The sequence below is a fragment of the Vibrio crassostreae genome (assembly GCF_024347415.1).
GTDB classification, from domain to species: domain Bacteria; phylum Pseudomonadota; class Gammaproteobacteria; order Enterobacterales; family Vibrionaceae; genus Vibrio; species Vibrio crassostreae.
Window position 1 is genome coordinate 1,915,071 of record NZ_AP025477.1, and the last position, 24,363, is coordinate 1,939,433.

The 24,363-nt window shown below is 45.5% G+C and carries 20 protein-coding genes; 13 read left to right on the plus strand and 7 right to left on the minus strand.

What is annotated here, in order from left to right:
* Nucleotides 1-215 precede the first annotated feature (215 nt).
* Nucleotides 216-764: a carboxymuconolactone decarboxylase family protein gene (locus OC193_RS24185; RefSeq protein WP_048663792.1), complete on the plus strand. Its 549-nt coding sequence runs from the start codon at nt 216-218 to the stop codon at nt 762-764.
* A gap of 92 nt (nt 765-856) precedes the next feature.
* Here OC193_RS24185 and OC193_RS24190 read toward each other — a convergent pair whose 3' ends face one another.
* The 4 genes from OC193_RS24190 to OC193_RS24205 form a co-directional block, all read right to left on the minus strand.
* Nucleotides 857-2,032 (minus strand): MalY/PatB family protein, encoded by a 1,176-nt coding sequence (locus tag OC193_RS24190; protein WP_048663791.1) that lies wholly within the window; start codon nt 2,030-2,032, stop codon nt 857-859.
* A 12-nt stretch (nt 2,033-2,044) separates the two neighbouring features.
* Nucleotides 2,045-3,508 (minus strand): Na+/H+ antiporter NhaC, encoded by a 1,464-nt coding sequence (gene nhaC, locus OC193_RS24195; RefSeq protein ID WP_048663790.1) that lies wholly within the window; start codon nt 3,506-3,508, stop codon nt 2,045-2,047.
* Between the two features lie 145 nt (nt 3,509-3,653).
* Nucleotides 3,654-4,658 carry a LacI family DNA-binding transcriptional regulator gene (locus OC193_RS24200; protein WP_048663973.1) on the minus strand — a complete coding sequence of 335 codons (1,005 nt, stop codon included), beginning with the start codon at nt 4,656-4,658 and terminating at the stop codon, nt 3,654-3,656.
* 119 nt (nt 4,659-4,777) lie between these two features.
* Nucleotides 4,778-6,205 (minus strand): aminotransferase-like domain-containing protein, encoded by a 1,428-nt coding sequence (locus OC193_RS24205; protein ID WP_048663789.1) that lies wholly within the window; start codon nt 6,203-6,205, stop codon nt 4,778-4,780.
* A gap of 124 nt (nt 6,206-6,329) precedes the next feature.
* Here OC193_RS24205 and OC193_RS24210 point away from each other — a divergent pair, with 124 nt between their 5' ends.
* On the plus strand, nt 6,330-7,229 hold the full coding sequence (locus OC193_RS24210) for a DMT family transporter (protein WP_048663788.1): 900 nt from the start codon (nt 6,330-6,332) through the stop codon (nt 7,227-7,229).
* Between the two features lie 104 nt (nt 7,230-7,333).
* On the opposite strand, the gene OC193_RS24215 is transcribed toward OC193_RS24210, so the two are convergent.
* Entirely contained in the window at nt 7,334-7,759 is a 426-nt protein-coding gene (locus OC193_RS24215) for a DUF3010 family protein (protein WP_017069797.1), read from the minus strand.
* 259 nt (nt 7,760-8,018) lie between these two features.
* Between OC193_RS24215 and OC193_RS24220 the strand changes: the two genes are divergently transcribed.
* Nucleotides 8,019-9,656: a methyl-accepting chemotaxis protein gene (locus OC193_RS24220; RefSeq protein WP_048663787.1), complete on the plus strand. Its 1,638-nt coding sequence runs from the start codon at nt 8,019-8,021 to the stop codon at nt 9,654-9,656.
* Nucleotides 9,657-9,808: 152 nt separating this feature from the next.
* Here OC193_RS24220 and OC193_RS24225 read toward each other — a convergent pair whose 3' ends face one another.
* Entirely contained in the window at nt 9,809-10,156 is a 348-nt protein-coding gene (locus OC193_RS24225; protein WP_048659007.1) for a DUF3316 domain-containing protein, read from the minus strand.
* Between the two features lie 262 nt (nt 10,157-10,418).
* On the opposite strand from OC193_RS24225, the gene OC193_RS24230 reads away from it, so the two are divergent.
* The gene (locus OC193_RS24230) at nt 10,419-11,288 is read left to right on the plus strand and encodes a LysR family transcriptional regulator (RefSeq protein ID WP_048663786.1); all 870 of its coding nucleotides are present in this window, start codon (nt 10,419-10,421) and stop codon (nt 11,286-11,288) included.
* Between the two features lie 115 nt (nt 11,289-11,403).
* Here the strand turns inward: OC193_RS24230 and OC193_RS24235 are convergent, their stop codons facing one another.
* Nucleotides 11,404-13,065: a methyl-accepting chemotaxis protein gene (locus tag OC193_RS24235; RefSeq protein ID WP_048663785.1), complete on the minus strand. Its 1,662-nt coding sequence runs from the start codon at nt 13,063-13,065 to the stop codon at nt 11,404-11,406.
* A 275-nt stretch (nt 13,066-13,340) separates the two neighbouring features.
* Between OC193_RS24235 and OC193_RS24240 the strand changes: the two genes are divergently transcribed.
* The 9 genes from OC193_RS24240 (at nt 13,341) to phnD (ending at nt 24,308) form a co-directional block, all read left to right on the plus strand.
* A complete protein-coding gene (locus OC193_RS24240; protein WP_017061674.1) occupies nt 13,341-13,853 on the plus strand; it encodes an RNA methyltransferase in 513 nt (170 codons plus the stop codon).
* An 87-nt stretch (nt 13,854-13,940) separates the two neighbouring features.
* The gene (locus tag OC193_RS24245; RefSeq protein ID WP_048663784.1) at nt 13,941-14,777 is read left to right on the plus strand and encodes an SGNH/GDSL hydrolase family protein; all 837 of its coding nucleotides are present in this window, start codon (nt 13,941-13,943) and stop codon (nt 14,775-14,777) included.
* Nucleotides 14,778-14,871: 94 nt separating this feature from the next.
* Nucleotides 14,872-15,762 carry a LysR family transcriptional regulator gene (locus tag OC193_RS24250; protein WP_048663783.1) on the plus strand — a complete coding sequence of 297 codons (891 nt, stop codon included), beginning with the start codon at nt 14,872-14,874 and terminating at the stop codon, nt 15,760-15,762.
* Between the two features lie 91 nt (nt 15,763-15,853).
* Complete coding sequence (dgcN, locus tag OC193_RS24255) at nt 15,854-16,861, plus strand: N-acetyltransferase DgcN (protein WP_048663782.1); 1,008 nt, start codon at nt 15,854-15,856, stop codon at nt 16,859-16,861.
* Nucleotides 16,862-16,918: 57 nt separating this feature from the next.
* Nucleotides 16,919-17,905: an N-acetyl-D-Glu racemase DgcA gene (gene dgcA, locus OC193_RS24260; RefSeq protein WP_048663781.1), complete on the plus strand. Its 987-nt coding sequence runs from the start codon at nt 16,919-16,921 to the stop codon at nt 17,903-17,905.
* Between the two features lie 300 nt (nt 17,906-18,205).
* The gene (locus tag OC193_RS24265; RefSeq protein ID WP_048663780.1) at nt 18,206-20,179 is read left to right on the plus strand and encodes an ATP-binding protein; all 1,974 of its coding nucleotides are present in this window, start codon (nt 18,206-18,208) and stop codon (nt 20,177-20,179) included.
* Nucleotides 20,176-21,528, plus strand: coding sequence for a sigma-54-dependent transcriptional regulator (locus OC193_RS24270; protein WP_048663779.1), 1,353 nt, complete (start codon nt 20,176-20,178; stop codon nt 21,526-21,528). The genes OC193_RS24265 and OC193_RS24270 overlap by 4 nt, the downstream gene beginning before the upstream one ends.
* A 263-nt stretch (nt 21,529-21,791) precedes the next feature.
* Entirely contained in the window at nt 21,792-23,012 is a 1,221-nt protein-coding gene (locus OC193_RS24275) for a glycerophosphodiester phosphodiesterase family protein (RefSeq protein ID WP_048663778.1), read from the plus strand.
* Between the two features lie 255 nt (nt 23,013-23,267).
* The gene (gene phnD / locus OC193_RS24280) at nt 23,268-24,308 is read left to right on the plus strand and encodes a phosphate/phosphite/phosphonate ABC transporter substrate-binding protein (protein ID WP_048663777.1); all 1,041 of its coding nucleotides are present in this window, start codon (nt 23,268-23,270) and stop codon (nt 24,306-24,308) included.
* Nucleotides 24,309-24,363 lie beyond the last annotated feature (55 nt).

Consider the following 24,363-nt stretch of genomic DNA (forward strand, 5'->3'; position numbering starts at 1 on the left):
TGAATGAAAGCCCATCAGGTTTCACTTGATGGGCTTTCTTGTTATGAGCAAAAGATATTCGTCATGCTTCAATGTAAAACTTGAACATATGTTCAAAATAACACTTGAACGATCGTTCTAATTTGTTCTATATTGTTTTCACACTAACGGAGAACAGTAATTAATTGCTCCGTAATTGAATAACTTTAAAATCATAAATTGATAAGGATAAAACAATGAGCAACTTCAAAATTCACTCAATAGAATCAGCACCCGCGCAGAGCAAACCTATTCTTGAAGGCGCTAAAAAACAGATGGGGCGAGTTCCAGGCTTGTTTGGTGTGTTGGCTGAATCCCCAAACACGCTTAAAGCTTACACTCAGCTTCATCAGGCGTTTAGTGACTCATCTTTCGATGCTGAAGAGCTAACGGTGGTTTGGCAAACCATCAACGTTGAACACGAATGTCACTACTGCGTCCCAGCTCATACTGGCATTGCACACTCAATGAAGGTTGATCCGGCAATTACTGAAGCACTGTGTAATCGCACCGCAATGCCAACTGAGAAGTTGCAAGCACTGCATAACTTTACGCTGAGTATGGTACGCAACCGCGGTAATGTGCCAGCAAACGAAATGGAAGCATTCTTCGCAGCGGGTTACGGCCAACAGCAAGTTTTAGAAGTGATTCTTGGCCTGTCACAGAAAGTGATCAGTAACTACGTAAACCACGTTGCTAAAACGCCAGTAGACAAAGTATTTGAGCAGTTCGCTTGGCAAGGTTAATCGCTTTTAATTAAGCCAGGAATGATAATGATGAAAGCCCCACTCAGTTGAGTGGGGCTTTGTTGTATGGGTTGGATTATATTTTTTATTGCTTAGTTATCTGCACTTAATGCCGCTTTAAGTCGCACCAAAGCGTCCGCTAATACTTCTGCAGGACACCCTAGATTCAAACGAATAAACCCTGAACCTTCCTCGCCAAAGGCACATCCCATACTCGGTACAATGCCAGCATCAATGATCTTTTGTTCAAGCTCAGTATCACTTAATTTCATTGCACGGCAGTCTAACCATGCTAGGTACGTCGCTTCGGGCTTTGTGAAACGAATATGAGGCAACTCTGTCTTTAGGAATCCGCTCAGCGTTTCTATGTTGTCTTGTAGGTACTGTTTTAAGTCCGCTAACCAAGCTTGACACTCTTGATATGCAGTGGTCGCTGCGGACATTGATAGATTGTTGAAGCAATCCATGCCATGAGCATCTAAACGTCGAACAAACTGCTCCTTCAATTCTGCATTTGGAATGATGAAGTTCGAAATTCTTAATGATGATAAGCCAAAAGTTTTACTGGCCGCAGTTGCCACAATAAGTTTGTCGGTTAGCGAACTTGGTAGTTTCAATGTTGAATGGAATATGTTGGATGTTAGCGCTAGGTCGCTCCAAATCTCATCACTGATCAGCCATACATCGTGTTTTTGGCAAAGCTCGGCGACTTGCAGGATCTCTTGTTCGCTCCATACTCTGCCTGTTGGGTTGTGTGGGTTGCAGAAAATCAATGCTTTGGCGCCACTCGCAAAGCAGTCTTCCAAGTGAGCAAAATCAAGCTGGTAGTGACCATCAGATTCAATCAACGGGTTGTTCAATACTCTGCGGTCATTCAGTTCGATGATCTTACGAAATGAACCGTAACCTGGGCTTTGGATAACGATCTGGTCATTCACTTGCGTGAGCATTTGCAGCGCCATTGCGATACCCGGCAATACACCATGTATCGTGGTTATCCACTCTTTTTCGATGTCAGCGTTATGTTGGTTTTTAAACCAATCAATCACAGCTTGGTAATAGTCATCCTGACGTTCTGAGTACCCAAAAATACCATGAGCGATATCTTGAGCTAAACGGTCGAGAACTTGCTGAGGAGCTTGGAAATCGTAGTCAGACACCCACATTGGCAATAAGTCAGACCCTTCCAGTCCTAGCTTCTGCTCCATAAAGTCCCACTTTACCGACCCTGTATTTCGGCGGTTAATCGTATTGTCGAAAGAATTCATAGGATGTGAGCCTTACTTAGTGCTGTGAGCTAGAGAAGTTTCTACGGAGTCTTCTGACTGTTCAGGCTTTGCACGTGCAATACCAAACCCAGTGAAGCCATAAATCAGAGCGAAAACGACACCGGTGTAACATTGGATTGCCCAAGGTAGGTAATCTAGCGTCGCTACACCGAGCGTGCTTGCCATGTAAATACCTGCCGCAGTCCAAGGAACCAGTGGTTCGATGATTGTGCCTGCGTCTTCAATGGATCTAGATAGGTTTTTAGTGTCTAGCCCCATTTTACGGTAAGCGTTCTGGAACAGTTCACCAGGGATAAGAAGTGCTAATTTACCGTCAGAGGTCGTGAATACTACTGTGATGGTTGCAATCACTGTTGATGCGATAAGTTGTCCTGTTGAGTGAATCATATGCAAGAAACGACCTAGTACCACATTCAAAGCGCCGGTTAGGCTTAAAACACCTGCAAAAGAGAACGCACAGAAAACCAGTAGGATGGTGCTCATCATTGAGAACAGCCCACCACGGTTTAGCAGCTTAGACACATCAGGAATTAGTCCATCAATCGCTGTACCTTTCGCTTCAAACAGAGCGACATTGAAGCCGTCGACATAAGCTTGGAAACCTTGTTGTAGAGAGAAACCTTGTAGAACCATACCTAATACAATCGCAAGAGCAGACGCACCTAACATCAGTGGTAGAACAGGCTTTTTGGTGAGTGCGCCCCACAGAATCATCACTGGTGGGATGATCAAAAGGATATTGAAGTTGTATAGGCTATCCAGTCCCGCAAGAATTTGAGTGACCTTTTCTGGTTCACCTACGTTCGCGATATCTGCACTTTGGCCTGCAAAGAAGAAGACAACTGATGCAATCACAAACCCAGGCAGCGTTGTGTAAAGCATGTGCTGAATGTGTTCGTACAATGTGGTGCCTGAAACGACAGGCGCAAAGTTAGTTGAGTCTGAAAGAGGGGAGATCTTGTCGCCAAAATATGCGCCAGAAACAACAGCACCCGCGGCAGCTGCCAATGATACATCTAGACCGGCCGCAACGCCCATAAGTGCAACACCAACCGTGCCCGCAGATCCCCAAGAAGTACCAGTACATACAGAGACAACAACAGTAACGAAAAAGGCAGCAATAAGTATGTATTCAGCGCTGATGACTTTAAGCCCCCAGTAAACCATATAAGGGATTGTGCCACTGATCATCCAGCTTGCGATAAGACCGCCCACCGAAACCAATATCAAGATAACAGGCATCGCTTTTGCAAGTTTCTCAACAATCGCGTTGATGATGTCATCCCAGTTGTAGCCCATCTTCCAAGCAATGCATGCGGTGAAAGTCGCAGAAATGAGTAGCAGAACTTCAATGCGAAGTCCTAAAACACCGTATCCAATAGCAAGTAGCGCAAACATAACGGCGATGGGCGCTAATGCTAATCCGAACGATGGTAGAGGCTTTGAGTTATTCATATTTGTTGTCCTCAGGTGAATGTAGGGTTTGTTCGGAATGGATAATAAGCGTGCTCTGAAATCGAAAGTGCGACTTCAATGCTGTTTTCATGTAAGCGGTTACATGAGGTGTATACATGAGATTTTGGTCACGTTTCGTCTCATTTTAGTGCTTGATTGACTTAACCGTCTGCCTTTCAACCAGTGTCGCTTCGAATTTATGTTGCTTAGGAGGGGCGTATCCTGCGGCTTTAAGTTTTATGGCAAGGTTAGCCGCATAAGTCGACATCTCGTCGATAGGGTTGTGCATGGTGGTTAACCGAGGGTAAAGATAGCGAGCGAGCAAAACATCATCAAAGCCGATCACAGAAATATCGTTGGGAACCGAGATGCCTTGATCTTGCAAGCTCGTCATTAAGCCTGCAGCCATTACATCATTGAAGGTGACGGCGGCTGTGACCTCGGGGCATTGGTTTACTAAGATGTCACCCGCCGCTTCACCACCTGATTCACTAAAGTTTTGGTTGATGATCCAATTAGGCTGTATTTCGATATTGGCCGCTTTCATCGCTTCTTGGTAGCCCTGTAAACGGTCTGTTCGGTCTTGGATTGGAAGGTCGCTCGAGACATAGGCGATTTTTCGATGACCCAGCTCGATGAGGTGCTGTACTGATATTTGAGATCCGAGTTTATTATCTACCCATACAGAGCGATTTGATATTTGAGCAATCGTGCGGTTGAGTAAAACCATTGCAGGTAATTGAGCGGAGTAACGCAGTAACGTGGTGTCATCGAGCATCTTTGAATGAATGACCATTGCTTCACAACCTTGGCTGATAAGAAAGTCGAGGCCTTCTTTTTCTCGCTGAGCATTGTGTCCGCCACTTACCACGACCAATTGGTAACCATTGGTTCTAGCCACTTCTTCGACACTCTTCGCGACCAGAGCAAAAAATGGATCGGCAAGGTTGCCAGTCAGTAATCCAAGCGTATTGCTGCTTCTACTTGCCAAGGCTGTTGCGCGAGCATCTTTGTGGTAATTGAGCTCTTTTACTGCACGTTCTACGCGCTCTAGCGTGATAGGTTCAACGTAGCAGGTTCGGTTTAATACACGAGAAACCGTTGCTGTTGAAACCCCTGCAAGTGCTGCTACATCTTTTATTGTTGCCACGTTTAATTCTGCCAAGCATAGAAAGGCTGCGAGTGTAGCGAATCTCTAATGTTTAATATGTTAATAAGGTCAAAGCTATTAACTCTTGATTGAGAATATTAGTCGAATACTCAAAATATCTAACGTACGTGCTTAGCTATTATCTTCGCCAGCGTCACAATCCCTTCTTTCCACTCTTTGCTCTCCTCAATGTTAGCGACAGTGAAGCGCAAGCAGTGTTTGTATTGGTCATTGGTCCCAAACACTGTACCGGGTAAAATCCCCAACTTATGCTTTAAACAGTCTTGATAGACGGCATAGCTGTCGACCGACTCAGGCAGTGTTATCCAGTTGAGAAATGAGCCTTCCGGCTTTGATAGGTGGTAGTGTCCGACAAGGTGCGGGTAACTATCCAGAGCTTGAATTAACAAACTTTGGAACTGTTTTTGATTGGTTTGGTAGAGGCGTTTCATTTTGGATAAATGACTGCGATATTTACCGGTAGTGAGGAATTGACCCACCGCGGATTGCATGAGGTTTGAGCTGCCCATGTTGTCACATAAAAGGTACTTTTCGACCAAGGGCTGATAGCGCCCAGAAAGTAACCAACCGATTCGCAAGCGTGAGTCTAAAGTCTTGGATAGTGAGTTCACGTAGATGACACGGTCTTGGTCATCCAGCTCTTTCAAGCTCGCAATCGGTGTATCGAATGCCAAACTACCGAACACATCGTCTTCGATAATCGGCAAAGATCCGGTGATCTCCAGTAATGCTTTTCGATTCGCCAATGGCATCCGTGAACCGGTTGGATTGGTAAAGTTTGGCGTTAGCAGTAAGGTTTTCACTTCCCATTTGCCCAGCGCACTTTGTAGTGATGGGATATCAATACCGTGGCTAACGCTGCTGGGAATTTCAAGGGCTTGTAAGCCAAGCGACTCAAGTAAAAGTAGATTGCCGAAGTAACATGGCGACTCGACCGCCACTATGTCCCCCGGCTTGGTGAGCGCACGTAAAGCTAAACTGATCGCCTGTTGAGCTCCATGAGTAATCGCAATCTCTTTCGATCCCGCAGGCACACCAAGATCATGGGTGATCTTTAACAATTGCTTTACTAATTGCTCGTCTCCAGGAGGCAGTTGGTAATAACCGGGAAGCTGAGTTTGCAAACGACTGTGGCGACCGATCTCGGCGTACAAGCTACGAATCGCAGGGTTGTTGATATTGGGGTGTGCTGAGCCTGCCAATAGTTTTAGACGACCTTTTGGACGAGAGAGTACCGATTTGGTGACAGATAATAGATCAACTTTTTGAGGTTGGCTTGATGCATCCCAGCTAGTGGTGTTGGGTGCTTTCACGCGATAACCCGACTTGGGAACCGAATAAACCCAGCCCGTCGCTTCCAACTCTTGATAGGCGCGAATCACGGTGTTTTTGCTCACACCCAATTGTTCGCTTAATTGGCGTATCGAGGGAAGGCGATCGTCTGGGTGAAATAACCCTTTATCAATCTGAGCCTTAATATGTTGTTCGGTAGCGAGATATTTATTGCCGCTGACTTCTGCTTCCACGTTGTTCTCCCTCATAGCTCACACTCAATCTGTAACCATTTAAAGTGTTATATCTGTATCTTTATTAGTTATCTGTACCCAACTAAGGTAACAGCATTGATGAAGAGTTGACCAGAGGTTTGTAATGCTGATTAAAATGATTCCGTTTGTGTTTGTAATATTGTGGTCGTCAGGCTTTGTTGGCGCTCGTCTTGGCGTGGAATACGCAGAACCCGCAACATTACTTTCACTAAGGATGGTAGCCAACGTGGCGCTGTTCTTAGTTTTAATTGCAATCCTTAAGCGTCGTATCCCTCGTGGTCGAGCATTCTTCCACGCTGCTGTGGTCGGCATCTTGATTCATGGTTTCTACCTTGGTGGCACTTATCTGGCAATTGATATGGGTATGCCTGCCGGGTTGAGTTCTCTACTTGTTGGCTTACAACCGATTCTCACCGCATTAATTATGATCAGCTGTACTTCGCAGCGTTTTAATTTTGCACAGTGGTTGGGATTAGCGCTTGGTTTTGCGGGTATTAGTTTGGTGTTGATGGGCAATATTGAATGGCAGTCAGACGACCAAAAAGGCTTGGCAACGTTATTGTGTTTGGTTTCTTTGGTTGGTATTACCTGCGGGACTCTGTATCAGAAGCGCTTCTGTCAGGGCACTGATATGGTCGGCGGTGCGATGGTGCAATATTTGGCTTCTGCAGCGTTGTTTCTGCCGTTCGCAATGCGTTATGAAACTATGCAAGTGAACTGGACGGTAGAATTCACGTTGACTCTAATCTGGCTGGTGGTCGTTCTGTCTTGTGTTGCCATCCTATTGTTGCTTTACATGGTAGAGCACGGTGCATCTTCAAGTGTGGCTTCGGTCTTTTACTTGGTGCCACCGACGACAGCAATCCAAGCGTGGCTTATTTTCGGTGAGTCGTTCGACATCTATGGCGCGATGGGCTTTGCCTTGTCTGCTGCGGCGGTTTATTTGGTGGTGAGGAAGCCAGAATGGATTAAGGCTCGCAGGAGAACAGTGTTAGAGCGGTAGTGTGTATATCATAATTAACTCCACTTAACGTCAGTAACTAGAAACAAAAAAGAGCCTGAACATTCAGGCTCTTTCTGTATCAAATATTGGCTAGCGACTTTTGATTAGCGCTTCATCAAGCAAGCATATGCCGTAGTAAACGGTGCTTCTTGGTATTGCTTAAGGCCAGTTTCTTTGAATTTCATCATTAGAGGGTTGCGCTTGAGGCTCTCTTTGATGTCAGCAGGTGATACAACGGTTACATCTAGGCCGTCGATCAGTTGAATTGCTGCTTCTAGTTTGAAACCAAAGCCACCGCCAGCAAATTTGCCTTTAGTTTGGCGTTGACGAATTACAACTTTATCTACTTGGTAATCTTCCATTAACTTTGCAAAAGAGAATTGAAAGTCTTTCATATTCTGTGTGTCGTTTGCGTCGCTAATTGAAACTTTAGAAACTCGGCAATCAGGAATGTTAAATACACCATCTGATAGAGAAAGAAGACAGATGACTGCATCGTTACCTTTGATTTCAACACCACAAATTTTCATGTTCTTACCTACTTATTTTAGAGCCCTACATTATGGTGTTATTTCTCACACTTCTCCAGTATTTGCGCGTATCAGCGGAAAATAAGTCTAAATCAGAGAGTATTTTAGTCGCCGAAAGTTAACCTTTGAGTGAAAAAACATCACACGAATTCACGGTATCGTTTGCTATGAGATGAAGCTCACAAAAGCTTAGCGGGATTTCATATGTGTACTGTATATTGCGCGCGCATCCCTATTTGAAGTGTGGTTATTAATCCCAATGAATATCAATAATCTTTCGATTAAGAGTAAAATCGCGATCCCGCTGTTGGTGATTGTGATTGTTTTTTCTACCGTTACCGTGCTCAACGTTATCAGATCAAATGCTCAAGCTGCGATTAATAACGAGCTCAACAATGTGGTTCAGCCTGTGTTAGATAACCTAGAAGATGGTTACCGCGATATCTACCAAATCATCGCTTCGGCACAAGGTTTGTTACTTGCTAAAGACCAAACGGCGATTGAGTACCAAAAGTTTGAATTTAAAGACAACGCTTACAAAGCGGTTCCTCGTTTTCAAAGTGTCGAAACCTTGTATCAAGCGGGCGTGTTGGATCCATCTTCACGTGGTGAGCTATCGAAGCTGGTGAATGCGATGAGTAAGTGGGTGGCGCTGCATGAACCAATGTTTGCAGACCCTACGAACGCGCACCAATACAATATTGATTACTCACATGCATTAGATGCCGAGTTTGCGACTATTCGTAAGCAACTGCGTGATATCAGAACCTTGATTGAACTGAAGCAGAAAGAGCTTCGCCAGCAAGCCGATGACTCTATTGAATCAAGTAAGTTGATCATCGAAGTCGGTATGGCCGTTGCTGTATTCGCTGCAATCTTCGCGATGTGGTTGTCGAACCGTTTCATTATTCAACCCATTCAGGACGTTGAGAAAGCGATGAATGAAATCGCTTCGGGGGACGGTAATCTGTCTCAACGAATGAAGGTCGAAGGTAATGATGAGATTGCTCGTTTAAGCTCTGCTTTCAATCAGTTTGTTGGCAAGATCCACGTCACGGTCGAACAAGTTATTTTCACATCGAATGCGGTACGCGCTGAGATGGAAAACATCAAATCGTTAACCCAGAGTGTTGCTGAGTTCTCTTCAAATCAGCAGCGAGAAAGTGAAGTAGTCGCGGCGGCGGTTCATGAGATGCAAGCAACCAGTGAAGTGGTCAGTGGCAATGCATTAGATGCAGCAACCGCAAGTAACGTGGCGAACCATGAAGTGGAATCGGCAGATACCACGCTTGGCTTGACCGTGACTTCGATTGAACGCCTTGCGCAAGATATTGAGAACGCGGGTGGTGTAGTTCAAGAACTGGACACAGATGTGAAGAACATCGCCTCAATCCTTGGTGTGATCAAAGGTATTGCAGAACAAACTAACCTATTGGCATTAAATGCTGCGATTGAAGCAGCACGTGCCGGTGAACAAGGTCGTGGCTTTGCGGTTGTAGCTGATGAAGTTCGTGCGCTTGCAAGTAAAACTCAAGACAGCACTGGCGAAATTCAATCAATGATTGAACGCTTAGAAGTTGGTGCGAAACACGCGGTTGGTGTAATGACTGAAAGCAAAGTGAGTGGCGAGAAAACCATTGTTCAAGCAGGAACAGCGGCATCTTCATTGAGTGAGATTCGCAACTCAATCGGCAAGATGAACGACATGAACACACAAATCGCAACGGCGGCTTCGCAACAGTCTCAAGTGTCCGAAGAAGTGAATAAGAATGTTCAACGCATCGCTGAAAGCACCATGCAAATGGTTGAAATGGCGAGCAGCGCAGAAAATGCATGTATGGCATTGGCAGAACAGTGTGAGGCGCTAGATAGCCTAGTGTCTCAGTTTGAAGTTTAATTTTCAAAGTAGACAGACGAATATGAGCTGATACTGGTTGTTCGTTTGAATTCCATTAATCAGCGCTGAAGGTCAAAAAAGCCCGTGCTCAATGAGTACGGGCTTTCTTTTAGATACTAGGTCGGTTTTGAGATCTAATTAATCGTTCGGTATTAGCTGCTGCGACCGTCTTTGTATGTGTAACGGTAGTCAACTTTTACGTTCGCTTGGTAATGAACATCGCCGCTCATGTTAGTGATTTTTTTCACTTCCATGTTCGCGTCATCAATCTTGAACGAATCGTATTTAGTTGTTTGTTGGAACTGTGGCAGTTCTCTTGAAAGCTCAAAAGGTGTTTTTGCGCTTAACTCATCCATAAGGTTAGTTCCTGCATCGTATGCTTCCGCTTCAGTAACAAATGTATCAGATTTTAGCGTTGTTTCTTGAATCGTAGTTTTGGTTGCTGCGAACGCTGTTGTGCTGAGTACAAGAGTTGATGCAAGTATGATTAATTTTTTCATAGGAGTACCTTACTGTGTTGAAGTACCTGTGTTCCGGTACAGAACCAACATATCAATGAAGTGGTAGGAGGAGTGTCAGGGGGAAATACGATTTTGTTAGTGTTCGGTAAGGAGTTTTGAGAAATGTCAGGTATCGGTTGGCGTTATTTTAATCAGTTGTGGCTGGCGAAGATTTATGCGCAAAGCATATCAAGCAAGGTGACACTGATATCTATCTTCAATACACTGTATGGGTAACCAAAATTCAGCATAAGGTAAATGCATGGCCAATTGGGAAGGGGTAATTGAGTTTGTTGCAGTGGCAGAGCGTGAAAGCTTTACTGGTGCGGCGCAGAAACTCGCTACGTCGGTGGCTCAAATCAGTCGTAGGGTCGCAAACCTCGAAGAACGACTCGCAGTGAAACTGCTCAATCGAACGACCCGAAAGGTGTCTCTAACAGAGGCTGGGCAACTCTATTATCAGCAGTGTAAGTTGCTGGTCGAGGGCTTAGAAATTGCTGAGCTTGCGGTCACGCAGATGCAATCCACACCAAAAGGCTTACTGAAAGTCACCGCGCCCGTGACCTATGGCGAACGCCAACTCGCACCGATACTTCACCAATTCTTAAAGCTTCATCCGCAAGTCGAGCTAGAGCTAATGCTGACCAACCAAAAGCTCGACCTTATCGATTCTGGCGTTGATGTGGCGATTCGCCTTGGCCGCTTAGAAGATTCAAGCCTTGTGGCAAAGAAGCTCTCCCAACGACAACTCTACGTGTGTGCAAGCCCTGAATATATTGAGAGTTATGGCGAGCCGCATACGCTTTCTGAGTTAAGCCATCACCAATGCTTGGTCGGTGGCTTTGAGCACTGGCGCTTTAAAGAAAATGGTTGCCCTCGGTCGGTTCGTGTTAATGGGCGCATTAAGTGTAATAGTGGTTTAGCTTTATTGGATGCGGCAAAGCAGAGCATCGGCTTAGTGCAGCTACCGGAATACTACGTAAGCGAAGATCTTGATTCTGGTGAGTTGGTCGAAGTGTTATCCGATTACCGAGACGATAAAGAGGGGATCTGGGCGCTTTACCCGCAGAATCGTAACCTATCTTCAAAGGTTCGCCTGCTGGTGGATTTCCTGTCTGAGCAATTGGATTAGTTTATGATCTAAAGCCACCAACGAAAAAAAACGGGCTTTCGAATAGATATTCTGAAGCCCGTTTACTTTTAATGATGATAGCTTTGAACGTTGAGTAGCGTTCACTTACTCGACATTAGACAGTGAAGCGATCCACTAAATGATACAGCTCATTTGCACGACTGTTGAGGTTTTGGCTACCGATGCGGTTTTGATTTGCTAGTGCCGCCGATTGTGAGCTTTGGTCTGAAATCACTACAATGCGTTGAGATATCTCTTGGCCAACAATGTTCTGTTGCTCTGTTGCTGTCGCAATTAGTGAATTCATGTCCATGATGGTATCAATCGACTCTTGGATTTTCGCCAGTGCAGTGGCGGCCGCGTTTGCTTCTTCCACGGTTTGAGTACTACGATTTTGGCTTGAATCCATCGCTTTTACGGCGGCGTCTGAAGCAGCTTTTAGTTGCTCAATCATCTTGTGAATATCGCCTGTGCTCTCTTGAGTTCGGCTTGCTAGTTTACGTACCTCATCAGCTACCACTGCAAAACCACGACCTTGTTCACCTGCACGAGCAGCTTCAATCGCGGCATTCAATGCAAGTAGGTTAGTTTGTTCTGCAATGTCTTGGATAACCGCCAGGGAAGAGGAGATGTTCTGCACATCGCCTTCTAATCGTGATACTACGGTGTTGGCTTCTGAAACTTCGCTCGCTAGGCCTGCAACCGAATCTGCAGCTGCGTTTACGATCTGTTGTGCTTCTTTGGCATTGCCCTCTGCAAGTTTAGCGGAATCAGCGGCTTGGCTTGCGTTGCTAGAGATTTCTTGCGCCGTTGTGGTCATCTCAGTCATCGCCGTTGCAACTTGTTCTGTCTCTTCACGTTGTCCTGTAGCAATTTTGTCGACCTGAGCGGCGCGAGAAGACATGCTAGATGTCTCGGCTACGACTTGTTGACCGACATCACTGACGCTGCGAATGATGGTTTGCAGGCTGGCTACAAAGGCATTGAAGTTCTCGCTGAGCTTAGTGAACTCGGGTGCTTTGAAGGTTTCCATTCGAGCGGTTAAGTCAGCTTCACCACTTGCGAATGCGCTGATTGAACGGTCAAACTGTTCTAGCGGCTTCATGATGGTACGGTTAACTGCTACTGCGAACACGGCAACCACTAGGGCGATCAAGCCACAGAAAAGGGCGATAGCAGTCAGTGAACTTTGAAGTGCTGCATTCGAACTCTCTTTCATTTCTGCGATGACAGCATCAATGTCGTCAGTATAAAAACCGGTACCAAGCATCAAATCCCATTGTGGGATGAATATTGAATAGCTGAGTTTTGGTAGGGCTTCAGATTGACCAAGTTTAGGAAAGTAATAGGTGGTGAATTCGCCAAGCTTTGAGTTCTTGATGAGGTCACGAATGAGGTAATTGCCTTTTTTGTCTTGCAGGTCGTAGTAGTTTTTACCAATGCCATCCGTATTTTGTCCGACTACCACTCTCACACCTTTAGAGTCGTAACCAAAGATATAACCAGATTCTCCATACTCGAGTGTTCTTAAGGTTGGCAAGGCCTCTTCTAATGTTGCACCTCTTTCCAAGAACGGGCTGATAGAAGATTGAGCCATTTGCAGATACGCTTTGAGTTCCTTTTCTTTCATCGCCATCATATTGCTACGCGTCGATTCTACTTGTTGTGCGGTTAGCTCAGTGCTCTTCATATACGTCACACTCATCATCCCGATTGCCATCAACAGCAGTGGAATGAAAGAGAGAATATAAAGGCGGTTTTTGATGGTTAGGGTCATGTCACGTTTCCTGTGTGATTGTCTCATGCAATTTTCAACACATTATTAATGTGGTTTTAAAATGTAAATGGACTTGTTGTTGAATTGTTATCCAGAAATGATTTTGTTTTATAAACATGATGGCGGTTAGATTTTTTGGGTGAGAAGCCTTGCAACTAGAGGCTTAAGAGCGAAAAAGTGAGTTTGTATCGATGCTTTTGAATTCGACGCTGCTTTGTTAGAATGCGACGCTTTGTAGCACCCTGCTATGTCTATTCGTTAAGTGAGAAAGATTCATGAACAAAAGCCATGTGACTATTGGTTTAACTAACCCAAAGAGCCCGACAAACGTTGGCGCTGTTATGCGTGCGGCTGGTTGTTACCAAGTCGACGAAGTTAAATACACAGGGCAACGCTACGAAAAAGCCGCAAAATTTCACACCGATACCAAGAGTGCAGCGCGTACCATCCCGTTGACTGGTGTTGAGTCGTTTTTAGACAATCTTGATCCAGAAACTAAGATCGTGTGTGTAGAACTAGCAGAAGGTGCCACGCCACTGCCGCGTTTTAAACACCCAGAAAACGCTATCTATATCTTTGGCCCTGAAGATGGTTCGATTTCTCAAGATGTTGCCGATAGAGCGGATCATGTGGTGTACGTTCCAACGGTAGGTTGCATGAACTTGGCGGCAACAGTGAATGTGCTGCTTTACGATCGCCTTGCTAAATCTGATGAAATGGATGAGAGCAACGAGCTGATTAAGAAAAGCCGTGATAACCGTAATCATTTGCTAATCAAAGAAAAGTAAATCTCTGCTTCTAGTGTTATCTATCCCGTACGCAATCGGATATTATCTTGAGTTCATCACCAGATAATTGAAGGGTTAGATAACACCATGGAAGACAAGCAATTACTTGCCGCGCTACAACAACACCCTGTCCTCGATCTCTATCAGTTATTCCAAGAAGTTGGTCAAAATCGCTCTCTGTACATATTGTTAGAGAGGCTATCTTCCCTTAAAGAACATCATCAATTGAGCACACGTCTCAGTCCTTTTAAGCCTCACATCGAAGGGTTACTGGCTCAGTTCGATAGCACCACTCCGGACAGTGAAATCCTCAAGGCGGTTGCTCTTCAGTCTGAGATTCAGCAGCGAGGCCACAGCATGAGCCGTTACATCATGACATCAGATAATCATCGCCATTTTTCTCCGAATGCAGACTTAGTCATGTTTGGTGATTCGATCACTGAATGGGCTCCGTGGGCGGATATTTTCCGTGATGTTTCTATGGTCAATCGCGGCTTAGCGGGGGATACCACAACCGGCATGTTACGCCGCATTGATACCACGTTAAACGTGAAGCCAAAGCTGGTGTGTTTTATGGCAGGGATAAACGATTTAGCCCAAGGTTACGATGTCGAGCATATCTACCAGAACTACGTTGATATGCTTAAGGTGTGGCAAGAAAACGATATTCGCATCTTGGTGCAATCAACGCTTTATGTAGGGTCTAAACTGCAAAGCTTGAATCCCTCGGTGGAACAGTTCAATCGCAAAATAAGCGAGTACTGCACTCAACAAGGTATTGCGTTCTTAGATGTGAATTCAGTATTGTCACCTAACAAGCTTCTGTCGAATGAGCACTCATGTGATGACTTGCATTTGAATGCTAAAGCTTACCAAGCTTGGGCTGAGGTTCTTAAACCTACGATAGCTGAGCTACTAAAATAAACCCATGTAGATAGCTAAGTTGATAGATAGACAGTTTAGTTAATACAACAGAATCCAAGCCCTAAACCTGTTCGGTGAACCAAAGGACATCAATTTGAACCTGAGACAACTGGAAGTCTTTTACGCCATTATGCAGACCGGAACCGTATCTGGAGCTGCACGCAGCTTGCATGTGTCCCAGCCTAATGTGACGCGTATTTTGGCGCACACTGAGCAGCAGTTGGGGTTTGGCTTGTTCGAGCGTGTCAAAGGGCGATTGGTGCCAACGGTTGAAGCGAAAACCTTGTTACCGGAAGCGGAGAAGGTCTACCAACAACTGGGTCAATTTCGTTCTTTGACTAACAAAGTGAAGCAAGGCCATCAGCATTTGCGTATTGGCGCACCGCCGATTTTAGCGACCAAATTGCTGACTCCTGTGATCGCCCTGATGTCTCGCGAGCAAGAGCTCTCTTTTGAATTGCTGACTGCAAATCGTGACGAACTGTGTTCAGGGTTGCTAAAACATGAGCTCGATATCGCTATCGCATTTGGAGACGAAGCGCCGCCTGCGATACTGGCTGAGACGTTATTGACTGAATCACTCAAGGTTCTGGCTCCATCCAACACCGTTGAGCGGTTACCTACAGAATTAACCCTTGATGACCTGATCAATTATCCGTTGCCAATCATCGGGCTTGATAGTCGTGACCCACTGGGTTTGCTGCTGCATCAAAGCTTGATTGTGCGAGATGAGCATTATCATCATCCGATATCGGTACGCGGATACAGCGCTGCGGCGGAGCTGGTCAAGCATCAAGCAGGTTTTGCGATTGTTGATCCGTGGACGGCAGAGCAATATCAAAATGACGATGCGGTCTGTGTGTTGCCGCTTCAACCAGACATCCAATTTTCGGTATCGATACTTTGTGCAGAACATACCCCTCAGTCGATTTCCGTTAAGCAATTTATCGCTTCATTGAAGAGTCATACTCACCCTATAACTTAAGGTTATAGGCACTCGATAAATAGGTATTCGGCAGCCTTTAACTTCTTAATTAAAGTAATTCCATACAAGGACTTATTAATTAGGAATGCTCATGTCTATCGCTCAACCTTACCTTCTTTTTCTTGGGGATGTTACTGACCCATTGGCCGCAAAAACCGCTCGTGGTATTCACCAATGGCGACCAGAAATCTGCCTCGGCCAATTACGTTTAACAGAAGAGACCGTTTCTCTTGGTTTGATGGGTCTGACCTTGCAACAGGCACAAGCTCAAGGTGCGAAAACGTTAGTGATTGGCACTGCAAACCCGGGCGGCGTTATTCCTGACTCATGGCAACCTACGATATTAGCCGCTGCAGAAATGGGATTTGAGATTGCGTCGGGTATGCACCAGCGCTTGAGCGAATTTTCACCGCTTGCTGACATGCAGCAACGAGGATTGACTAACCTTCATGATGTACGCCATTTTGATGGTGATCTAAACGTTGGTAATGGCAAGCCTCGCCAAGGTAAGCGCTTGCTTACGGTCGGAACCGATTGCTCGGTAGGCAAAATGTTTTCTGCACTGGCGATAGAGAAATCGCTTAAAGAAGCGGGAACATCTGCTCAGTTTAAAGCGACAGGGCAGACAGGTATTTTGATTGAAGGCAGCGGTATTTCGATTGATGCTGTGGTGGCAGATTTTATCTCTGGCGCGGTGGAAGCGATCAGCCCCGATTTTACCGGTCACGAATGGGACATTATTGAAGGGCAGGGTTCCTTGTTCAACCCTTCTTTTGCAGGCGTGAGCTTGGGTTTATTGCATGGCGCACAAGCTGATGCTTTGGTGCTATGTCATGAAGTAGGACGACCACATATTCGCAACCTTCCGCATGCTAAACTACCAACGATTGAACAGACGATTGATGTTAACTTGCAGGCGGCACGACTGACAAATCCAGATGTGAAGTTGGTGGGTATTTGCCTGAACACATCGGCTATTAGCATTGAAGAGGCTGAGACATTGTGCCAAGAATGGACCACACTCTATCAAGTGCCCGTGACGGATCCGGTGCGATTTGGTGTACAACATATTACTGATCATTTGCGACATTCACTTTAACGACTTCATCATTTCTACGTTTCCATTTGTTAAAGCGAACATCAACCGAGTGAAATTATGAAGATTACAGCAGAACCAGTTACTATCGCGATGCAAACGCCTTTTCGCATATCTCGAGGCAGCCGAACAGAGTGTCATGTTGTTCGCGTTTACATTGAACATAATGGTAAACAAGCTCAAGGCGAGTGTACTCCTTACCCGCGTTATGGTGAGTCATCCGAGTCTGTGTTGGCGCAAATCCAACAAGCTTCGAGCTCTCTTGAAATGGCCTTTGAGCGTGGTATGACCGATCCTGAAGAGTTACGAGATCATCTTCAGTCTTCATTGACCGGAGGAGCTGCGCGTAATGCTATCGATTGTGCGCTTTGGGATTATCAAGCGCAGCAGAACGACCAGATCTTTCCGAATAGCTTGTTCGAGTTACCTAAGCAGATTGTTACCGCTATGACAGTCTCGATTGGCACACCAGAGGCGATGGCAATACAAGCTCGAGATTATGTGGCGAACGGTGCGAAACTTCTAAAAGTGAAGCTTGATGGTGAGCAAGTAGTAGAGCGTGTACGCGCTGTCCGAGAAGCGGATCCTGGGGTTAAAATTGTACTGGATGCCAATGAAGCATGGACTGGGCTGAACCTTGAAGAACTGTTCAATCAGCTGACTGAGTTTGATATCGCGATGATCGAGCAACCTTTACCACAACAGCATGATGCCTCACTGGCACACATCAAGCATCCAATTCCACTGTGTGCTGATGAAAGCTGCCATACCAGTTCCCAACTGTCTTCGTTGTTGGGCAAGTATGAAATGGTCAACATCAAGCTTGATAAAACCGGTGGTTTGACAGAAGCATTAGCACTTGCCGAAGAAGCGCAAAGGCTCGGTTTTACTTTGATGTCGGGCTGTATGCTTGGCACTTCACTGGCCATGCGTGCAGCGCTGCCTATCGCTGTGCAATCGGAAATCGTCGACCTAGATGGACCTGTATTACTTGGTCAAGACGTGTCGCCAGCACTGACTTATCAAGATGGGATGATCATTCTCTAAGTCGTTAAGTCTCGGCCAGTAGATTGACATGACATCAATGAAATCGCATAGGTGAAAGCCTATGCGATTTTTTGTATTGATAAACTAATCACGTTTCTGTCGGTACGGTCACTTTCTATTATCGCAAAACAGACCACGCAAGCTTTATAAAATAATTGTTATGATATCTTATGTGAAATGTTAATGATTACTCTTCATTTAATAGTTTTACTAAAGCTATTCGATGTAAGCCTAAGTAAGGCTCATGCCATAACTAATTGAATCATTAGCAGTTCCTGTTGACGATTTGATGAGAAGAAGGTGGGGCGAGTGAGCAGTCATGTCTCCAAGGTTGTAGAAGAAAAGGACAGTTTCGAGCGCCCGTTTTCGATCAAAATCCCACGTCGTAAGTGGTTTGGTTGGAAAGGTATTGAGCTGCGCTTGGTATTGGCATTGGCTATGTTATCAATGACCACTATCTTCCTTTCGGTTGTCTCCAGCTTTACCTTTGACGACTTAAATCAACGTCTTGTTGAGCTAAAGGAGAGTGAAATCCCCGCTTTAGATAACGCTGCACGCCTCAATGACATGGTGCGTGTGATTATCACAACCTCATCTCAGCTCAGTGATGCGGAATCGAATTTAGAACGCAAACAAGCGATGCTTAAAATTGAAGACGCCATTTCCGTCATGAATAGCGTAATGGTTCAATTCCCCGATTATCATTCCTATTTTAAAGATCTTATCGCCCAAGTTAACAATAGCCTCAGTCTGTTGTACCAAAGTGAGATTGAATCTGAACAGCTCAACCAAGAACTTCGTAATCTACTCGAAGGCTTTTACCCGCTATTGCAGCAAGCCAGTGATTCACTTGATAACCTACCTGAGTCAGCTAAAGAGCAGGTTCAATACACGCAATTAAAGTCCCTGTTGTACTACCAATTAGGCTTGGTAGAAAAACTGTATAACGACTCCAGTTTTAATGAACTGGATTACACCAGTTTACGATTAGAGCAGATTGGAGAAGAGTGGTGGCAGCTTTGGGTCAGTGGCGATTTAAGAAGTGCCTTTCCAGAACTGGATCATCAGCTCACCGTAATTTACAACCTAGCCTCAAGTGATAGCAGTTTGTACGGGCTTAAAAACAAAGCGCTCGACCATCTCTATCAAGAGCAGTATTTCTTACAAAACAGCCGTGAGCATTTGAATCAGTTAACGGTACAAATTGAACGTAACACCAGCCAAGTGAACCGCAATATTGATCAGTCGATTCAGCAGGCGCAACACTCTTTGCAATCGAACCAACGTTTATCACTTTTCCTTTCACTGTTCAGTGTGTTAGCTGCCGCGGCTATCTCTTGGTTCTATGTGCGCAAGAGTATTTTAGAAAGGCTATTACAGCTTAAAGACAACATGTTTGCGATTTCGACTGGCCACTTAGATACTGAAGTGGCGATTCGTGGCAAAGATGAAGTGACGCAAATGGCTAAGTACCTAAAGGTATTTCAGACCACGGCCAAAGTCGTCAAGCAAACCAACCGTAAATTGGAGGCCGAGGTGGAAGAACGTACCTTAGCCGAGGCCAAACTGCGTGTTACTCAAGACGAGCTTATTCAAGCTGGAAAACTGGCCGCGTTGGGGCAGTTAAGTGTGGGCATTACTCACGAGATCAACCAACCATTAACGGCCGTGAACAGTCATGTTCGAAGCGCGCAACTGTGGTTAGGTAAACAAAGGGCAGATAGGGCAGAAGAGAATCTGAAAAAGATCGAGATCTTACTAGATAAAGTGGCTGCGATTACACGTCACTTGAAGGCATTCTCGCGCAAGAGCGATGGCAAAATAGATAACGTTGAATTAGATAAGGTGATTGGTGATGCGATCGATCTCTTTGAAACGCGGCAGAGTAGAGTGCTGATTCAGTATTCCCCACAAAGCGACCAATTGGTGCGAGTCAACAGCATTCGCTTAGAGCAGGTGCTGGTGAATTTGATCAGCAATGCGTTGGATGCCGTTGAACATAGAGATCTGCCTCAGCTCGGCATCTCCACTCAAGAGTACCGGAACACCATTCAGATATCAGTTAAAGACAATGGATTAGGGATACCCGAAGAAGATATTCCTTACCTGTTTGATCCGTTTTATACCCGCAAGACCACAGGCAAAGGGCTCGGGCTCGGTTTGTCTATCGCATTCAACATAATTAAAGACTTTGGCGGCTCGATTCACGTGGAATCGGTTGAACACCAAGGCACCACCTTTATCGTCACTCTACCAAAAGGCACAGACTCATGACTTCAGAAAAACACATAGTTCTTATCGACGATGAAACAGACGTCGTTGAAGCCGTGAGCGAAATGTTGGAGCTCGAGGGTTTTCGTGTCACTAGCTTTACCGACCCAAACCTTGGTCTAAAGTCCCTGAACGCAAACAGTCAGTCGGTGGTGTTGTGTGATGTTCGGATGCCACAAGTGGATGGGCTTACGTTGTTGAGTTCAATCCAACATCGCGCAGCCAATGTTCAGGTGTTACTGATGAGCGGGCATGGTGATATTCCGATGGCGATAGAGGCGATGAAGTTGGGTGCGTTCGACTTTCTGGAGAAACCCCTCAATGCCAGTGAGTTGGTAGAAAAGCTCGACTTGGCGTTGGCACAGTGTCAGCACAACAGCCCTGCAACGTTAGACGACGATCAGGACTCAGATCTTCCGATTGAGTCTGTGGTTATTGGCCAATCGAAAGCGATGGATACCATACGTAAGCAAGTGCTTGCCTTAGCACATACTGGCGTCGACACCATTATCAACGGAGAAACGGGAACGGGCAAAGAGGTAATAGCTCGAGCTCTGCATCAATTCAGCCGTCGTAAAGCCAAACCGTTTGTCGCGATAAACTGTGGCGGCATGACAGAAAGCATTATCGAAAGTGAGTTGTTTGGTCATGAAGCGGGCTCGTTTACCAGTGCCAATAAGAAACGTATCGGCAAAATAGAACAAGCCAATGGCGGCACTCTGTTTCTTGATGAAATAGAAAGTATGCCAATTGCGGTGCAAATTAAACTGCTGCGCGTGATTCAAGAACGAATGATTGAGCGTGTAGGCGGTAATGAGTTGATACCCGTCGACATCGTTGTGGTCGCGGCCAGTAAAGCCGATCTCGCGAGCCTGAGTGAATCAGGTGAGTTCAGAGCTGATCTCTTCTATCGCCTCAATATTGCTAGCTTAAACCTTCCCGCATTGCGTCAACGCAAAGAAGACATTCAGGTGTTGTTCCGTCATTTTGTGATTCAAGCGAGCCACAAATACAAGACACGCCCATCAACGATTTACCCTGAGCAGATTCAGCAACTATGTCGACACGAATGGCCCGGTAACGTGCGTGAGCTGCGTAATGTCGCTGATCGTTTTGTGTTGGGTATCGTTGGTGATGGTTTCGATCTTCAGTCGCCAATTTGTGAAGTGTCTGGGGAAGATTTCGCCTTCGAAAAGCAGATGGAGCAGTACGAGAGAAATGTATTAACCGAAGCCTTGATAGAGAGCGCGGGCAATATCAATGAGGTCTCGAATAAGCTGAACTTACCGCGAAAAACGCTTTATCGAAAAATGAAGAAACATCAGTTGGATAAAGAGAGTTTTAAAGCCTAACTCATTAACTTGGTTCTTGAGGAGCAAACCTAAACCAAAAGACAAAGCAGAAGAAAAAGCACAAGACAACAATGACCCATTTATCATTTAGTCGAATGATTAACTGTTTCAAGTAATTGTAATAAAAGAGTTTTAACATTTGGCACAAAGCGTGCAATCCCTACATTGTGGCACCTGCCCACATGAGGTCATCTCACAGAAGGTAGAAATGACCGGATTAAGGAAATTAGAAAAATAATTGCTTGTTGCAAGGAGATACAAACATGAAGCAAATACTGAAAGGTTCGATTGCTCTGATACTCGGCGTTAGCTCAATGACAGCATGGGCGGCAACAGAGTCAGCAAACCTAGGACCTCGTCCCCTCTTTTTAGTCAACAATATGGATGAGAGCCCTTTGAAAACCAAGCTGCTCAGTTGTAGCGAAGGGCCTTTTCATCGTAGTGATTTTTCTATTGGGCACCGCGGAGCTGCAATGCAGTTTCCCGAGCACACCAAAGAATCTTACTTAGCGGCAATTCAGATGGGCGCGGGCGTTGTCGAGTGTGATGTAACCTTTACCAAAGATAAGGCGTTGGTATGCCGTCACTCGCAAAGTGATCTGCACACCACAACAGATGTCTTGGCACACCCTGATCTCGCTAAGAAATGTTCAGTTCCATTTAAACCTGCGAACCCTGCGACAGGTGAAGATGCTCAGGTTGAGTGTCGTACTTCCGATTTCACGTTAGCGGAGTTTAAGACGTTAAAAGGTAAAATGGATGGGGCGAACCCGAAAGCCACCACAGTCGAAGAGTACATGAATGGTACTCCAGGTTGGAGAACCGATCTATACAGCCAGAGTGGGACGCTGATGACACACGCAGAAAGTGCGGCACTGTTTAAAGAACACGGTGTAAAGGTGACACCTGAATTGAAATCGGCAGCGGTTGAAATGCCTTTCAATGGCTTTAGCCAAGAGATGTACGCGCAAAAGCTAGTGGATGAACTAAAAGAAGCGGGCTTTGCACCTTCAGAGACTTACTTGCAATCGTTCAACCTGGATGACGTGAAGTATTGGATCAAAGCAGCACCAAAATTCGGCAAACAGGCCGTGTATCTTGATGACCGTGTTTACGAGCAAGCGGACTTTGTTGCATCTGTTGAGAACATGAAAGAGCTGCACGATGCGGGTGTAAACATTATTGCGCCGCCTCTGTTTGCTCTGGTTGATCTAGATGAGAACAACGAACTGGTTGCGTCTAATTACGCCAAGCTTGCTAAAGGTGCAGACCTCGACATTATTGCATGGACTCTGGAGCGTTCAGGCCCACTCGCTCAAGGTGGTGGTTGGTACTACAAGAGCGTAAAAGATGGCATCAACAATGATGGCGACATGATGAAAATGCTCGATGTGTTGGCGCAAGGTGTTGGTGTGATGGGCGTATTCAGTGACTGGCCAGCAACAGTAACTTACTACGCAAACTGCATGGACAGCGACGCCTAAATTATCTGGATTATTGAAGAATAATAAGAGAAAAAGCAGTGAACCAAAGAGCCTTCGGGCTCTTTTTTTACCACTAAAATTGATGGGACAGAAATGACCCAAATGCAAGCTTATGGGTTGGACATGAATGACTCAAAATAGATTTCTGAATGTGGTTTTTTATTTAAGTTATTGAATTTAAGGGGATAAAAACATGGCACAAAGGCTGCAATAGTGAAGGTGACTTTCAACAATAAGTAAAAGTAAGGTTTGAATATGAAAATCAGTGTTAAAGGACTGTTAATCGCTAGCTCATTACTACTTCCTTCAATGGCTATGGCAAGCGACTGCTCTAGTCGTGGTGTGTTAGACGATCGATACTGTGATGAAAACCAAGATTTGGTCGCCGATTCACCGAAGAACCCAGATGAGTGGAATGACCCAAGCACGCTTGTGTTTACTTACACGCCAGTAGAAGACCCTGCTTTGTACAAAGATGCGTTTGCCGACTTCCAAGCTCACTTAAGCAAAATCACGGGTAAGCGAGTGATTTACTACACGGTGCACTCGAACTCTGCACAAGTAGAAGCGATGCGTTCTGGCCGTTTGCACGTAGCTGGTTTCTCTACTGGCCCAACTGGCTACGCGGTTAACCTAGCGGGCTACGTTCCAATTGCAGTGAAAGGCGATGAGTCTGGTTTCCAAGGCTACAACCTGATTACCATTGTACGCAAAGACAGTGGTATCAACACCATGGATGATCTAAAAGGCAAAAAGGTTGCACACACTTCTGCATCATCAAACTCTGGCAACCTAGCTCCTCGTGCGTTATTCCCAGCTAAAGGGTTAGTGCCAGATGAAGACTACAAAGTGCTTTACTCAGGTAAGCATGACCAATCGATTCTCGGTGTATTCAACGGAGACTATGATGCAGCACCTGTGGCATCTGACGTGTACGATCGTATGGTGGCAGCAGGTCGTGTTGATGATTCTGAGCTTAAGATCATCTACCGTAGCCCGCGCTTCCCAACGTCTGCGTTTGGTTACGCGTACAACCTAAAACCGGAGCTGGTTGAGAAGATCAACGAAGCTTTCTTTAGCTACCGCTTCACACCAGAGATGAGCGCATCATTCAAAGGTGCAGACCGCTTCTCACCAATCAGCTACAAAGAAGAGTGGGACGTGATTCGTGATATCGCCCACGCGACAGGTACGGCTTACACTAAAGCTGGCCTTAAGAAACTCGCGGAAAAAGATGCGGCTAAACGCGCGAAGAAAAAAGCAGCTGAGTTAGCGAAACAAGCAAACAACGGCTAATTCTTTTTCTATTAGAAGACTAAGTTCTCGAAAGACTTAGTTCTTTAAAAACACC